The following is a 16,275-nucleotide window of genomic DNA, read 5'->3' on the forward strand; positions in this document are numbered from 1 at the left end:
CCACTCGTCTGATAATCGGAGTCTTCAATAAATGAGCGCATTCGAAAAAACGCCGCACTGTGCCTATAAAAAGATAGGGCTGGCACCTGGGCCAAATCCTCCACGGCCAGGGACGCGACTTCAAGCACGCCTGACTGAAGACTACCTGCGTGGTATCGGCCAGGTATATGAATGGTTCATTGCCGCCGCCAACGCCAAAAAAACGGGACAAAAACGGCAAAAACGGGACAGATCTATTTAAAAGACCTGTCCCGTTTTCACTTCATTAGACACACCAAAATTCGACTGACACGCCGCCATCGCAGCATCGGTATCTACACAACTTTCAGGCACTGACGAACTCCCTGTGGCGAGCGGGCGATGCGGCGTTCCGACAAGCCCGATCGCCTCAGGGTATCCAGTTTGATGCGCGACGGCACTACTTCGAAGAAGTAGTGGGGCCTCCCACATTTGATTTGTGCAGCCCTGAAGAGAAAGCGGTGTGTCAGCTGGCAGTTTTTTCAATTGCCCCACCGCCTTCTCAGGCACGCCAGCGCCTACACAGGTAAACTCCTCCCCTCTTTACCTCTTCCCCACGGAGTTCGCCTTGCGTCTGTTCCACACCTCCGACTGGCACCTTGGCCAAAACCTCCACGGCCAGGAACGCGACTTCGAGCACGCCTGTTTCCTCGATTGGCTGCTGGGCCAACTGAAACTGCATGGCCCCGATGCGCTGCTGATCGCCGGCGACATCTTCGACACGGTCAACCCGCCGCTCAAGGCTCAGGAGCGCCTGTATGACTTCATCATCAGCGCCCATGAACAAAACCCGACGCTGACCATCGTGATGATCGCCGGCAACCACGATTCCGGCTCGCGCATCGAACTGCCTGCGCCGTTGATGCGCCGTTTGCGTACCCATGCGCTGGGCCGCGTGTTGTGGCTGGACGATGGGCAATTGGATGCCGAGCGCCTGCTGATCCCGTTGCCGGATGCCAAAGGCAAGATCGCCGCGTGGTGCCTGGCATTACCGTTCTTGCGCCCGGCAGAAGTGACCGGTGCGCACCTGGGTGACGACTACCTGCGCGGCATCGGCCAGGTCCATGAATGGCTGATTGCCGCCGCCAACGCCAAACGCAAAAAAGGCCAGGCGCTGATTGCCATCAGCCATGCGCATATGGCCGGTGGTTCGGTGTCGGAAGACTCAGAGCGCAGCCTGATCATCGGCAATGCCGAGGCGCTGCCGGCCAACCTGTTCGACAAGAGTGTCGGCTATGTTGCCCTCGGCCATTTGCACAAGCCGCAAAAGGTGAATGGCGAAGAGCGGATTCGCTACAGCGGCTCACCGATTCCGCTGTCGTTCTCCGAAATCGGCTACAAGCACCAGATTCTCGACGTGACATTCCAGGGCCAAATGCTGGTCAGCGTCGAACCCCTCCTTATTCCGCGCGCGGTCAACCTGCAACGCCTGGAAGCCGCGCCTTTGGCCGATATCCTCAAGGCCCTGGCCGATCTGCCGGATATCGACCTGCTCGCCGAAACCCAGCGCCACCCTTGGCTCGAAGTGCGGGTGCGCCTCGACGAGCCGCAACCGGACCTGCGCCAGCAAATCGAAACGGCCCTGCTGGGCAAGGCGGTGCGCCTGGTGCGCATCGCCGCCGAGTACGCCGGCCAACGCGGCAGCGACGGCAGTGACGAAGACACCCTGATCGAACTCGACCAGCTCACCCCCCAGGAACTGTTCAGCCGCGCCTGGCAGGACAGCTATGGCAGTGAAGTGGATGAACAGACCCTGAAGGATTTCGCCGTGCTGCTCCAGGACGTGCAACAGGAGGGCAAACAGCCATGAAGATCCTCGCCATCCGCCTGAAAAACCTCGCCTCGCTGGCCGGGCCATTCGAGATCGACTTTACCGCCGAGCCCCTGGCCAGCGCCGGGTTGTTTGCGATTACCGGGCCCACCGGCGCCGGTAAAAGCACCTTGCTCGACGCCCTCTGCCTGGCGCTGTTTGGCGCCGTGCCACGCCTGGGCGATACCGGCCAGGCGAAAATGCCCGATGCCGATACCGATATCTCCATTGGCGACCCACGCACCCTGATCCGGCGTGGCACCGGTGGAGGTTATGCCGAGGTCGACTTTATCGGCGTCAACGGGCGCCGCTACCGTGCGCGCTGGGAAGCCAACCGCGCCCGGGACAAGGCCAGCGGCAAGCTGCAACACAGCCGCCAGAGCCTGATCGACCTGGACAGCGAACAACTGCTGGCCAGCCAGAAAACCGAATACAAGACCCAGCTGGAACTGGCGCTGGGCCTGAATTTCGAGCAGTTCACCCGGGCTGTACTACTGGCGCAAAGTGAGTTCAGCGCGTTTCTCAAGGCCAACGACAACGAGCGCAGCGAACTGCTGGAAAAACTCACCGACACCGCGCTCTACACCCAACTGGGGCAGCGCGCGTTCGTCAAGGCCCGGGAGGCCAAGGACGCCCACAAGCTGCTGCAGGACCAAGCCACAGGTGTCACGCCGCTGCCGGCCGAGGCCCGCGCCGAGCTGGATCAACAGTTGAGCGCGGCTCAGCAGCAGCTCAAGACCCAGCAGGCCCAGCTCAAACAGCTCGAACTGCAACACACCTGGCTCAAGGAACTGCGCGAGTGGCAAGAGCGCCAGCACAGTGCGGTCGAGCAACTGCAACAGGCCGAACAGGCGTGGCACAGCCAGGGCCCGCAACGCCTGGACTTGAGCCGCCTGGAGCAACTGGCGCCGCAGCGTCATCATTTTGCGCGGCACAGCGAGTTGACCGGCCAGTTGGAGCCCCTGGCGGCGCAGATCCGCCAACACCTTGAGCAGCAGACAGCCCTGCACGCGCGTCAGGAACAACTGCAGCAGCAACAAGCCAGCGCGCACGGCGCCTTGGCCGTGGCCCTGCAGCAACAGACCGAGGCTGCGCCGTTGCTGCGCCAGGCCTTCGAGGAACACAGCACCCTCACCCGCCTGACCCGCGAGCTGGCCCAAAGCAGCGAGCAACTGCAGCTTGGGCAAACCGCCTGCACCGAGGGCCAGGCCAGCCTGGATGCCCTGCACACCCAGCAACAGCAGGTTGCCAGCCGCCTGCAACAGCTGGCCGCACAGCTTGAACGCAGCGCCGCCCTCGCGCCCTTGAGTGATGCCTGGAACGCCTACCGCGATCGCCTGCAGCAACTGATGCTGATCGGCAATCGCCTGAACAAAGGCCAGGCCGAGCTGCCGCAGCTTGAGGAACGGGCCAACCGCGCCAGCGAGCAATGGACCCAACAGCGCACTGCCCTGGACCTGCTGTACCAGGAGGCCGGCGCCGAACCCCAGGCCGTGGCCGAGCAGATCCAGTTGCTCGACAGCCTGCTCAAGGACAATCGCAAGCAACAACGGGCCTTCGAGGAGTTGACGCGGCTCTGGGACAGCCAGCAGCAATTGGACCAGCAACAGCAGGAACTGGCCCGCAAGCAAGCCACCGCCCAACAACAGCGCGAGCAACTGAACCAGACCGGCCTGCAAGCCAAGGCCGAGCTGGCGGTGGCCGAGCAGACCCTGAGCGTGACCAAGCAGTTGCTGGAACGCCAGCGCCTGGCGCGCAGTGCCAGTGTCGAAGAGTTGCGTGGGCAATTGCAGGATGAGCAGCCCTGCCCGGTGTGCGGCAGCGTCGAGCATCCGTATCACCAGCCCGAAGCCCTGCTGCACAGCCTCACGCGCCATGATGAAAACGAAGAAGCCCGTGCGCAGCAAGCCGTCGATAGCCTCAAGGAAAAGCTCACCGAACTGCGCGGTGAAGTCGGCGGCTTGATCGCCCAGCAAAAGGAGTTCCTGCAACAACAGGAACAACTGACGAGCCAGCTCCAGGCCCTGGCGCCGAGCCTCGAGGCCCATCCGTTGAGCGCCGCCCTGTTCAACCAGGACAGCGGCAAACGCAGCGCCTGGCTGGCGCAGCAACTGGGCCAGCTCAACCAGAGCATCACCCAGGACGAACAGCGCCAGGGCGCCCTGCTCAACCTGCAACAAAATGCCGGGCGCCTGCAGCAGCAGTTGCAAGCCGCCCAGGACGCCAGCCAGCAAGCCCGCCAACAACTGATCGACCAGCAACGGGAACTGGCCAGCGACCGCGAACGCCTGGACGAAGAACTCAATGCCTTCGCCAGCCTGCTACCGGCCGAGACCCTGGCCGGCCTGCGCACGGAGCCAGCGGCAACGTTCATGCTGCTGGACCAGCAGATCAGCCAGCGCCTGGAGCAGCTTGGCTACCAGAAGGATGAACTGGCCGAGCAACAACAACGCCAGCAAGCCATCGAAAAAGAACAGGACCGCCAGCAACATCGCCAGCAACAGTTGGCCGTGCTGCAGCAGCAGTTGACCGAGCTGACCCACCAGCAGCAGGCCGCACAGGAGAAACTCAGCGCGCTGCTGGGCACACATAGCAGCGCCGAGCACTGGCAGCAGCAACTCGAGCAGGCCGTGGAACAGGCCCGCCACAGCGAGACCCAGGCCAATCAACAGTTGCAGGAAACCCGCAACGAACTGATCCAACTGGCCGCCGACCTCAAGTCCCGCCAGGAACGCCAGCAAGCCCTGGACACCGAACTGCAGGCGCTGCAAGGGCGTATCAGCGACTGGCGTGCCCAGCATCCGGAGTTGGACGACACAGGCCTGACCCATCTGTTGGCCTTCGACGAGGCCGGCGTCAACCAGCTGCGCCAACAGGTGCAGCACAGCGAAAAGGCCATCGAACAGGCCAAGGTCCTCCTGCAGGAACGCGAGCAACGCCTCAAGGACCACCAGGCCTTGCACAATGGCAACCTTGACGCCGAACAGCTGGACAATGCCCTGGCCGATCTCACCCAGCAATTGGACAGCGGCGAAAAACACTGCGCCGAACTGCGCGCCCGACAAGCCGAAGACCAGCGACGCCAGGACGCCAACCAGACACTGGCGCTCACCACCGCCAAGGCTTATGAAGAGTGGCAGCGCTGGGCCCGACTCGATGCGCTGATCGGTTCGGCCACCGGCGACAAGTTCCGCAAGTTTGCCCAGGCCTACAACCTCGACCTGCTGGTGCACCACGCCAACGTGCAACTGCGTCAACTGGTGCGCCGCTACCGCCTCAAGCGCGGCGGCAGCATGCTGGGCCTGCTGGTGCTGGACACGGAGATGGGCGATGAACTGCGCTCGGTGCACTCGCTGTCCGGTGGCGAGACGTTCCTGGTCTCCCTGGCCCTGGCGCTGGGGTTGGCGTCGATGGCCTCCAGCACCTTGAAGATCGAGTCGTTGTTTATCGACGAAGGCTTCGGCAGCCTGGATCCCGAATCCTTGCAACTGGCGATGGACGCCCTGGACGGCCTGCAGGCCCAGGGGCGCAAGGTGGCGGTGATCTCCCACGTGCAGGAAATGCACGAGCGCATCCCCGTGCAGATCCAGGTCAAGCGCCAAGGCAATGGCTTGAGCACTCTGGAGGTGAAGTGAGCGAGGCACTGCTGTATTCGTTTCGCCGCTGCCCGTACGCCATGCGCGCACGCATGGCGCTGCGCTATTGCGCGGTGGCGGTAGAGATTGTCGAGGTCAGCCTCAAGGCCAAGCCGGCCCAAATGTTGGCGCTCTCACCCAAGGGCACGGTGCCGGTGTTGAATGTGGGCGGCCAGGTGATCGACGAGAGCCTGGCGATCATGCGCTGGGCGCTGGCGCAGAACGACCCCGAGGACTGGTTGCTCAAGGATGATCCCGCGGCGCAGGGGCTGATGGCAGGGTTGATTGAAGAAAATGACCTGGTCTTCAAGGTGCACTTGAATCGCTATAAATACGCCGAGCGTTATCCAGCGCAGCCGGTGGAACACTATCGCGCCGAGGGCGAAGTATTTTTGCGCAGGCTGGAGGCGTTGCTGGCGCAGCGCGACTACTTGCTGGCCGATCACCTGAGCCTGGCGGATGTGGCGCTGGCACCGTTTGTGCGGCAGTTTGCCCATGTGGATCGGGAGTGGTTTGCTGGCGCGCCTTATCCGCGTTTGCAACAGTGGCTGGAGCGGTTTTTGGCGTCAGCACTGTTTACCGGGGTCATGGCCAAGGGCTGAGCCTGTGGTCAGGAGAGCTTTTTGTGGTGATGGGGCTTTTTGTGGCTAGGGGGCTTTTTGTGGCGAGGGGGCTTGTCCCCCGCTGGGGTGCGCAGCAGCCCCAAAACCACCCCCCTCGGTGTGCCTGATACTACTCGGCAGTCCTTACTGGGGCTGCTGCGCACCCCAGCGGGGGACAAGCCCCCTCGCCACAAAAAGCCCCCTAGCCACAACTCAGGAATGGATCTTGTGGTCCAGAGCCGCATAGAAGTTGGCACTTTGCTGCAGGTATTTCTGGGTGTAGGCGCTGGTGCTGGATTTTTTGCTGCTGATTTCCACGCTGGCGCTGGCTGGCAAGGCAACGGTGGCGGAAACGGCGGAAGCGGCGATGATCGAGAAGAGATTGAAGTTCATGGCGGTAACCCTTGTGTTCGGTTGGTCAGGTGGCCCGTGGAGGCCTTGGAACCCAACTTACGCCGAGGGGGTTGAACGCAGAAATGCTTTGAAACAGTAGCTGTTATCACCACGATTAATACAACACCACAGGCCCCGAACCACGGAGCCTGTGGCGGATTGTCACATCAGGAACTTGAGGTCGCTGGGCGCATCGATCGCCAGTTTCTGCACGGTTTTACCCAACAGGCCGGTCTGGGTATCGCGTTCGATTACCACGATCTGGTTGCTTTTCTGGTTGGCGACCAACAGGAACCTGCCGCTTGGATCGAGGCTGAATTCACGGGGGTGATCGCCTTCCACGGAGCGGCGCTGGATTTCCTTCAACTGGGCTGTCGCCGGGTCGATGCTGTAGACCAGCAACGTGTTGGCCGTGCCCCGGTTGCTGACATACAGGAACTTGCCGTCAGCAGAGGCATGCAACGCCGCGCCGGCCTTGTCCGACGTCGGTTGCCCGGCAGCCATGTCCACCAGTTGGGTTCGGGTCAGTTGGCCGTCCTGATAGTCGAAGACGGCAATCTGCGCGCTCATCTCCATGGTCAGCCAGGCGTGTTTGCCGTCGGCGCTGAACAGCAGGTGACGTGGACCGCTGCCCGCCGGCAGCTCTACCACGGCCGCCGGCACCAGTGGGCGCTCGGGATTGGCCTTGGGGTCATAGCGATAGACAAAGGTCTTGTCGGCCCCCAGATCATTGGCAAACACAAACTTGCCATCGGGCGAAGACACCACTGAATGCACATGGTTGGACGCCTGGCGCTCGGGGTTGACCCCACTGGCGGGATGGGAACTCAGTTGCACCGGTGCCGCCAGCCTGCCCTCGGCATCTACAGGCAGGATCGCCAGGCTGCCACCCGGATCTTCCAGCACGCTGTAGTTGGCCACGAACAGAAACCGGCCATCGGCTGCCAGGCTGGAGTGAGTCGGTTCGTTGCCCAGGCTCTGCACCTGATTGATAAGGTGCAACTGGCGGCTGTCCGGGTCGATGCGGTAGCTGCTCACGCGCCCGACCGTGTCCTGCTGGCCGGGGCCGTTTTCATTGACCACGAACAAGCGCTTGCGGTCGCTGGACATCGTCAGCCACGACGGGTTTTGCGTCTTCGCGGCCAGCACCGCAGGGCCGGCGAAGTGCCCGGTGCGGCTGTCGAACTGCACCCGATAGATACCTTCGCTGGCACCTGCGGTGTAGCTGCCCACCAGCAGTTCGTGGGTCTGGGCCGGCGCGGCCTGGACTGACATCGCCCCCACACTGCCGGCCATCAGCAAAGGCCAGAATTTACGCATCAGCATCGTCTTCATCCTCGTCGTGGTTGCTGCCACTGATCCCACTCATGCACACCAGGCGGTGCTGGCCCGAGTCGCTAGTGAGGGTCCAGCTTTGCAAGGTTTCATCGAAGACGGCGGCCAATACCTGTTCTGGAGTAAAGCGCCAGCGCTTCTTGTCCCGGCCATCCATGCACTCAATGTGCAAGCACCCTTCCAGCTTGAAATCAAAGGTATACAGGCCATCGATTTCGAGCATGTTGCAGGTTTCAAGGGCAGTCGGCAGGTTAACGGCAGTCATCACTATCAGTCATCTGTTGAAAAAAAACAGATGATAGGCCAATCCCTGGGTTCTTTCTCGTTCCACGTGGGGTTGGGGTAGCCCGCTACCACCTCTGCCCCGACGACAACCGCCACTGTTGGGTTCTATCAACCCCACAGAACGGAATCTGCCATGCCCCCTGTTTTCCTGGCCGCCCAGGCGGTCAGCCAGCAATTTGCCAGCCGTCAGCCGCTCGCCACCACCGTCCAGGCACTGTTGCAGCGCAACCTCAGCGAGCGTTACCCCAACCTGGTCTTTGATCTGCAGCAAATCCAACTTGCCGAGCCACAACCCAGCCGCAGTTGGCGGTTCAAGCCACTGATGAGCGTGGTTCAGGACTATTTGGGCGGTGGCGCGGACCTGGACTTCAGCGAACGTCACGGGCTGTTGCCTTACCTCTCGCAGACGCCACCCAAGCGCTTGAAGCTGCCCGAACTCAATCAGAACATCGACATGCAGGTGATCGAAGGGCTGATCCGCGAGCTGCCCGCCCTGCTGCCCATCGCCTTGCAAGACGCGCTGGTCGATGACTGGAATGCCAGTGGCCCCAGTGGCGTCACCCGCTGGCGCTGGCTCGGCGACTGGCTGATGAACACCCTGCGCACCAGCGGCCTGAAGCAGTCGGGACTGGACGCGGCCTCGCGGCAAACCCTCGACCAGCTCGTGAGCTTTCCCGAACGCGCCCAGCGCATCGCCCGCCACGGTGAGCAGGCGGTGATTGCCTACAGCCTGGAGACGGTGGTGGAACACAACGGGCAAACCACCCGCCTGTTGTCGGAGTATCTGCTCCTGACGCGCCCCATCAATGGCCGCGCCCCGGTGCTGCTGTGTGCGCCCAACGGGCATGTCGAGTGCTTTGCCTCCATGGGCGAGTTCAATACCGCCTGGAGCCAGCGCCTGGATGCACGCTTTGTGGCGCAGACTCTCACCACCCACCGCTACGAGCCGCAGGGTTCGATCTTCGAGCATCAGGCCAGCCTGCTGCTCAATCAACAACTGGAACACCTCGCCGCCCTCAAGCTGCCCCTGGGCAAGGACTGGCGCAGCCTGCAAACCCTGTACACCGAACTCACGGAGCCGGCGCTCTACTTCCTTGATGCCGACCAAACCCCCTACGCCCACCTGGACAGCCTGCGCGCGCACGTACCGGATCCTTTGCGCCGCGCCACGCCCTCGGAGCGTTACCGCTATAGGCAATTAAGCCTGGAGCTGGCCAGCGCGCGGCAGCGCGCCGGCGATGAAACTTACCTGAGCGGCATCGACGACCTGCGCACCTATACGGTCAACGCCTTGCAGCGTGAGTTACAGCGACTGGCCGCCCAGGCGCAGGCCCCCTTGACCACCCTGCCCCACCCCGATGAGGTGATGCTGACCTTTACCGTCGCCGCGGGCTATCCCGGTGGGGCCGGCATTGTCGAACGGCTGCCCATCAGCCTCACGGACCTGGCGATCCGCAACCTCGCCGCACGCCCCAGCGGCCAGGTGGCGCTCACTCATCGCCTGGCACACACCCTGCCGGCCTGGCTGACCACCGATGCGGTGATGGGCAGTGATGGCCTGATCGAGCGGGTCGACATTGGCAAGCACTATCCCCTGCTGCTCAAGGACGCATTGCTGAGCGACAGCCCCGAGGCGCTGCGGCGCGAACGGCTGTTCAGCGAGCAACAGGTGCTGCAATTGCCGCTGCTGGCCCTGGAGCTGAGCCTCAAGCACGAGCTCGGCATCAGCGCAGAAGGCGCACGCATGGTCGCCGCGCTGATGCAGCCCGCCCCCAGCAACCAGCACGTCCACCAGCGCCCTGTGGTGATCCGGCACCTCGCCCTGCTGCGCAGTCCCAATGCGGCAGCAGACAAAGTCGAGAACATGTACCTGATCGAATACCAGGACATTTCCCCAGGCCCGCTCTTGCTGTACCGGCCGCTCTACGCCACGTCCTTGCAGCAATACCCCAGCCGCGCGGCGCTGTTCGAGGCGATGGCGCAGCCCGGCGCATTGCAGGCCAGTGTGCTGACGTGGCTGTCGGACAGTGCGCGACCGATCTACGATCACGGAGGGTTCCGCGAGCCCCACTATCTGCGGTTTGGCCTGGGCAGCGAGTTCGCTCCGGTACGCACGCCGCCACCGGCAACCCTGGGCAGCGATGGGATCAATGACGAGTTGCAACAGTGCCTGGTGACCGGGCGGCTGATGCAGTACCTGTTCAGCGAGCATAGCCGCGCCCTGGTCGACCAGGCCGAACGTGAATCGACCTCCAACCGTGAGAGCCGTTGGCAAGTGTTGATGGAGGGCGCGAGCCTGTTGTTCGGCAGCCTGCTGCAGGGCTTGCGCGGCCCGGCGATGCTCGTGGGTTGGTTGTTGACGATGACTGCCAGCTTCACCCAGGCCATCCAGACCATCGTCAGCGACGACACCAGCGCCAAGGAGCAGGCAACGATCGATCTGTTGCTCAACGTCGCGATGTTGCTGCTGGACTTTGCGCCGGCAAAGGCTTGGTCAAGCCTCGATTCGACGCTCAGGCAGCAAGCCCTGAGCACATCGCTGCGGCGCCGTGAAAGTGACGCATGGCCCGTGCCGCCTGCAGCGCAGGTGCGCCAGGGCACGGTAGGACTGCCGGGGGAAATGGCGCGCGGCGACAACGCAGCGCTGGATTTCAGCTTCATCCAGGCCCGTCATCGCCTCACCCCCAACCAGCTGTCACGCCTGCAGGCCTTCAAAGTTGACGCGCCTCCCAAACTGCCGGCGCCGCAATCGAGCGGGCCATACAAAGGCTTGTATACGGTCGAGGACCGCTGGTACGCCGTGGTCAATGGCGACCTGTATCGGGTCAGCCTGGAGGATGACGCCAGCGTGGTGCTTGTCGATGCTGCCGACAGCACGCGGCGCGGCCCTTATCTGTGGGTCGATGAACGTGGGGCCTGGACAGTCGATACGCGGTTGCGCCTGCGCGGCGGCATGCCGCCCAAACGCATCGCTGCCGAACGCCAGCGCAAGGCGCAGCGCATCGAGGCGCTGACCGCTGCTTATCAGCGCATGCAGTTGCGCCAACGGGCCTTGATCGCCGCCACGGACCAGGCGCAGCAGGCCATGCTGAACCTGGAACAACTGCCCCGGCCCAACGAGGTGCAATTGGCCAATGCCCGCCGGCAATTCGACGCCACGCTCAACGAGGAAACCACCGAGTACCAACAGATCCTCGATAGCCTCAAGGAACGGGAGGAACTGCGCATCTCACCACCGCTCAAAGACACCCTGGCGCTCCTGGAAAACACCATTAAAAATAGCCGTAAACACGTGATCATCGCGGAAAAGGATCGGCTGGCGCTGTACCGCACCTATCAGCGTTTTGGCGTCGAGGGCCCCGCGTTGTCGCTGGCAGTGCTGCGCGATCAAGCGGGCTATCAGCAGTTCCTCGTGCACTTGCTGGAGATCAACGAGCGCACCATCCATTGGCTCGAACTGCAGGAGCGTTTGCTGGAGCAATTATTCGGCCTGGGCACCAGTGGCGCTGCCGTGTACGAGCGCCTGACCGAGGGCCGGCCGAACGAAATCACCGCCCTGGCCGTCAAGGACCTGCAGATCCGTGGTTTGAAGCGCATGATCGTCAAGGACTTTGCCCACCCGTTGTTCAACGCCCTGGACAGTATCGTCTCGCCCTTGCAGCAACATGTACGCACCCACGGTGAACTCAACAGCCTGGAGCTTTCAGCGGGCGATCGCCTGAGTGTGCTGGAGAGCCTGATGGAGCACTACGGCAGTGCATTGGACGGCCTGCGGGGGTTGAACATTGTCGATGCCGAAGTGCTCGACCCGATGTACACCGGCAAGCTCATCGGGGTGATCGAGGCGCTTTACCAGAACGCCGCCCAGCGCCTGGCCAACGAAGTCAAACCCATTGCGCAACCTGCAAGGCGCCCACCCAAGCGTCCCCCCGTCAGCGCCGGAAGGCCGCTGAAACGGGTCATAAAAACCCAGAGAAAAGGCACGTTTATCGGCCAGGTCAGCTCCGTCGGCAGCCTGGAAGTGGTGGAGGTACGAGACGAGGTCAGCAACCAGTTGCTGGGCATGTACTCGCAGCGTGGCGACGAATGGGTCGAGTTTATCGAAGCCCCACCGCCAACGCCGGCCCTTACTACCCGTGCCGTCAGCGTCGTCAAGGGCGAGGCGCGCAAGTTGCTGGCAATGCTGGACGACCACCTGCGCCGGGCCGAGGACTACCGGAAAATCTCCCGGCATCCGCAAGAGGTGGAAGAGGTGCTGCAGTACGAGGCTTCGCGCTACGACAAACTGGCCAGCGAGCTGGACCGGGCGATCCAGGCCCAGGCCGAAAGCGCGCGCATCGCCGCCGACCAGAAGCTGGCCAGCGATCTGCACCTGGCCTCAGCGCGCTTGAGCACCCGGGGCCAGGCGCTGCGCCGCCAATTGTGCCTGGAACTGCCGCCGAACCACGGCAACCTGGAGTACCTGATCACGCAAGGCCAGGTCAGCGTGGCGAAACTGGGCGAGCGTCTTCAATTGAGCGGTGAGCGACGGGACTTCATCCAGGAATACGCGATCAACGACAGTGCAGGTTACCCGGTGTGGTACGCGCACTTTCACTACCCCGCCGCGACTACCCCCAAGACCGAGTACAGCACCGCGCACTTGAAAACCCGCGAGCAACGCCGGCAAAACTACTACACCCTGCTGGACAAGGCGCAAGGCACCCAGGCGGTGGTAGACATACACCGTGGATTGATTGGCAAGGCGTTGGCTGAGCGTTGGTTTCTGTCGTTCGAGCGATAAAACCCTGACTATGTGGTCGCATAGGGCCGCCGTGGCGAGCGGGCTTGCCCCGCGCTGGGCTGCAAAGCAGCCCCAGTAAGTCGAATGCGGTGTGACAGATACACCGTAGCGCTGGGTTTTAGGGCTGCTGCGCAGCCCAGCGCGGGGCAAGCCCGCTCGCCACAGTTTTTGTGCATTGAGCTGCTGGACAAGCCGCAGGGCACCCAGGCGGTGGTAGACATACACCGCGGGTTGATTGGCAAGGCGTTGGCTGAGCGTTGGTTTCTGTCGTTCGAGCGATAAACCCTGGCTATGTGGTCGCATAGGGCCGCCGTGGCGAGCGGGCTTGCCCCGCGCTGGGCTGCAAAGCAGCCCTAGTAAGTCGAATGCGGTGTGACAGATACACCGCAGCGCTGGGTTTTAGGGCTGCTGCGCAGCCCAGCGCGGGGCAAGCCCGCTCGCCACAGTTTTTGTGCATTGAGCTGCTGGACAAGGCGCAAGGCACCCAGGCGGTGGTAGACATACACCGCGGGTTGATTGGCAAGGCGTTGGCCGAGCGTTGGTTTCTGTCGTTCGAGCGATAAAACCCTGGCTATGTGGTCGCATAGGGCCGCCGTGGCGAGCGGGCTTGCCCCGCGCTGGGCTGCAAAGCAGCCCCAGTAAGTCGAATGCGGTGTGACAGATACACCGCAGCGCTGGGTTTTAGGGCTGCTGCGCAGCCCAGCGCGGGGCAAGCCCGCTCGCCACAGTTTTTGTGCATTGAGCTGCTGGACAAGGCGCAGGGCACCCAGGCGGTGGTAGATATACCCCGCGGGTTGATTGGCAAGGCGTTGGCTGAGTGTTGGATTCTGTCGTTCGAGCGATAAACCCTGGCTATGCGGTCGCATAGGGCCGCCGTGGCGAGCGGGCTTGCCCCGCGCTGGGCTGCAAAGCAGCCCTAGTAAGTCGAATGCGGTGTGGCAGATACACCATAGCGCTGGGCTTTAGGGCTGCTGCGCAGCCCAGCGCGGGGCAAGCCCGCTCGCCACAGTTTATGGGCCCCAGGGGGCTGCTGATCAGTGGGCAAACAACGAGTTGCCCTTCTGGCCCGCGAGTTTCTCGGGTTTGATCAGGAACCGCGCCAGTGCCGGCAACAGCCACAGTGCGCCAAACATGTTCCACAGCAGCATGAAGGTCAGCATCAGGCCCATGTCAGCCTGGAACTTGATCGCCGAGAAGATCCAGGTGCACACGCCGATTGCCAGGCACAGGCCGGTGAACAACACGGCTTTACCGGTGGACTTGAGCGTCTGGTAGTAGGCTTCCTGCAACGGTAGGCCGGCACGCAGGAAACTTTCCAGGCGGCTGTAGATATAGATGCCGTAGTCCACACCAATCCCCACGCCCAGCGCCACCACCGGCAAGGTCGCGACCTTGACGCCGATGCCCATGAACGCCATCAGCGCGTTGCCCAGCACCGAGGTCAGCACCAGCGGCAGCACGATGCACAAGGTCGCCGCCCAGGAGCGGAAGGTGATCATGCACATGGTCGCCACGCACAGGTAAACCAGGATCAGGATGGTCAGCTCGGCTTCCTTGATCACCTCGTTGGTGGCCGCTTCGATCCCGGCGTTACCGGCGGCGAGGATAAACTCCAGGCCGTCCTTGTTGTTTTCCTTGGCAAACTCCTGCACCGCATGCACCGCGCGGTCGAGGGTCTCGGCCTTGTGGTCGTTGAGGAACACCAGCACCGGCGCCAGGGAGCAATTGTTGTTGTACAGGCCGTCGGCACGGGCGATGGAGTTGTTCAGCACATCCGGGTTGCGCGACAGGGTTTCCCATTTCAGGTTGCCCTCGTTCATACCCTTGATCATCTGCTTGGACACGGTCACCAGGGAGATCGCCGACTGCACGCCCTCGGTGTTCTGCATCTTCCACATCAACTGGTCGATGGGCGCCATGGCTTCGTAGCGCGAACAGCCTTCAGCCTTGGTCTTGACCATCACCACCAGCACATCGGAGCTGGTGGAGTAGTTGTTGATGATGAAGTTGTTGTCTTTATTGTAGCGCGAGTCCGGACGCAGTTCCGGGGCACCCTGGTCGAGGTCGCCGATCTTCAGGTTCTGGCTGTACCACAGGCCGCCACCGAAGGCGACCAGGGCCAGGGCAATGGAGATGGGTGCAACTTTGGGGCTGGCGAAGTTCGACAACAGGCGCCAGAACGGATGGTCGCGGTTGGCGTCTTTCTTGCTCTTGGCGATCGCACGCTTGCTGATGCCCACATAGGAAATCGCTACCGGCAGCAGGATCAGGTTGGTGAACACGATCACCGCCACACCGATGGAAGCGCCGATGGCCAGCTCACGGATCACGCCGATATCGATGATCAGCAGGGTGATGAAGCCCACCGCATCCGCAAGAATCGCGATCATCCCCGGCAGGAACAGTTGCCGGAACGTGCGGCGGGCCGCCGTCAGGGCGTTGTCGGCCTCGCTGGATTGCAGGGCGATGCCGTTGATCTTCTGTACGCCGTGGGAAATGCCGATGGCGAAGATCAGGAACGGCACCAGCATGGAATACGGATCCAGGCCGAACCCGAAGAAGTGCATCAACCCCAGTTGCCAGACCACGGCCACCAGCGTCGTGATCAACACCGCGACCGTGCTGCGCAGGCAGTTGGTGAACCACAGCAGCAGCACCAGGGTGATCACGAACGCGATACCGAAGAACAGCACCACCATGATCAGGCCGTCGATCAGGTCACCGACTTTCTTGGCAAAGCCAACGATATGGATCTGGACGTTGGGGTTCTGCTCCTGGAACTTGGTGCGGATCTTGTCTTCCAGTTCGTGGGAAAACTTCTGGTAGTCCAAGGCCAGCAACTTGCCCTGGTCCTGCGGGTCCGGGTAGGACTCCAGCAACGGGATATCGACGATGCTCGACTTGAAGTCGTTGGCCACCAGGCGCCCGACCTGGCCGGACTTGAGCACGTTGTTGCGCAACTGGTCGAGGCTTTCCGGCGAGCCGTTGTAGCTCTGCGGGATCACTTCACCGCCGGCAAAACCTTCTTCGGTCACTTCAGTCCAGCGCACGCTGGGGCTCCACAGGGACTTGAGGCCGGAGCGGTCAACACCAGAGATGTAGAACACCTCGTCGTTGATCTGGCGCAGGGTCTCCATGTACTCCTTGCTGAAGATGTCACCGTCCTTGGCCTCCACCGAGATACGCACGGTGTTGCCCAGGTTTGCCAGGTCGTTGCGGTGCTCCATCATCTTTTCGATGAAGGGGTGCTGCAGCGGGATCATTTTTTCGAAGCTGGTGGAAGGCCGGATCAAGGTGGCCTGCCAGAACAGGAAAATGCTCACCAGCAGGCAGATCACGATCACTGCCGGGCGGTTGTTGAAGATCAGGCGCTCAAGAAAGGTCGCTTTATCGTTGTGATGACTGCTCATTCTA

Annotated in this window: 9 protein-coding genes; 5 read left to right on the forward strand and 4 right to left on the reverse strand. The window is 62.4% G+C overall.

The annotated features are described in order from the left end of the window. Positions 1-31: 31 nt before the first annotated feature. The 4 genes from HKK57_RS25770 to HKK57_RS25785 all read left to right on the forward strand — a co-directional run bounded on the left by HKK57_RS25770 (position 32) and on the right by HKK57_RS25785 (position 6,065). On the forward strand, positions 32-241 hold the full coding sequence (locus tag HKK57_RS25770; protein ID WP_169389584.1) for a hypothetical protein: 210 nt from the start codon (positions 32-34) through the stop codon (positions 239-241). A 345-nt stretch (positions 242-586) separates the two neighbouring features. Continuing rightward, a complete protein-coding gene (locus tag HKK57_RS25775; RefSeq protein WP_169391095.1) occupies positions 587-1,828 on the forward strand; it encodes an exonuclease SbcCD subunit D C-terminal domain-containing protein in 1,242 nt (413 codons plus the stop codon). Then, positions 1,825-5,463, forward strand: a complete 3,639-nt coding sequence (locus tag HKK57_RS25780) for an AAA family ATPase (RefSeq protein ID WP_169391096.1) — start codon at positions 1,825-1,827, stop codon at positions 5,461-5,463. Before HKK57_RS25775 ends, HKK57_RS25780 begins: the two co-directional genes overlap by 4 nt. Further along, a complete protein-coding gene (locus HKK57_RS25785; RefSeq protein ID WP_154907406.1) occupies positions 5,460-6,065 on the forward strand; it encodes a glutathione S-transferase in 606 nt (201 codons plus the stop codon). The genes HKK57_RS25780 and HKK57_RS25785 overlap by 4 nt, the downstream gene beginning before the upstream one ends. 213 nt (positions 6,066-6,278) lie before the next feature. Here the strand turns inward: HKK57_RS25785 and HKK57_RS25790 are convergent, their stop codons facing one another. From HKK57_RS25790 to HKK57_RS25800, 3 genes are all read right to left on the reverse strand, one after another. Then, positions 6,279-6,458 carry a hypothetical protein gene (locus HKK57_RS25790; RefSeq protein ID WP_104912144.1) on the reverse strand — a complete coding sequence of 60 codons (180 nt, stop codon included), beginning with the start codon at positions 6,456-6,458 and terminating at the stop codon, positions 6,279-6,281. A 162-nt stretch (positions 6,459-6,620) separates the two neighbouring features. Beyond that, positions 6,621-7,784, reverse strand: a complete 1,164-nt coding sequence (locus HKK57_RS25795; RefSeq protein ID WP_169391097.1) for a lactonase family protein — start codon at positions 7,782-7,784, stop codon at positions 6,621-6,623. Next, on the reverse strand, positions 7,771-8,058 hold the full coding sequence (locus HKK57_RS25800; protein ID WP_029294763.1) for a DUF5629 family protein: 288 nt from the start codon (positions 8,056-8,058) through the stop codon (positions 7,771-7,773). Before HKK57_RS25800 ends, HKK57_RS25795 begins: the two co-directional genes overlap by 14 nt. A 153-nt stretch (positions 8,059-8,211) precedes the next feature. Here HKK57_RS25800 and HKK57_RS25805 point away from each other — a divergent pair, with 153 nt between their 5' ends. Then, positions 8,212-12,861, forward strand: coding sequence for a hypothetical protein (locus HKK57_RS25805; protein WP_169391098.1), 4,650 nt, complete (start codon positions 8,212-8,214; stop codon positions 12,859-12,861). Positions 12,862-13,895: 1,034 nt separating this feature from the next. Here HKK57_RS25805 and HKK57_RS25810 read toward each other — a convergent pair. Beyond that, positions 13,896-16,271, reverse strand: coding sequence for an efflux RND transporter permease subunit (locus tag HKK57_RS25810; RefSeq protein WP_029292848.1), 2,376 nt, complete (start codon positions 16,269-16,271; stop codon positions 13,896-13,898). Positions 16,272-16,275 lie beyond the last annotated feature (4 nt).

The organism is Pseudomonas sp. ADAK21, assembly GCF_012935735.1.
Taxonomy (GTDB): domain Bacteria; phylum Pseudomonadota; class Gammaproteobacteria; order Pseudomonadales; family Pseudomonadaceae; genus Aquipseudomonas; species Aquipseudomonas proteolytica.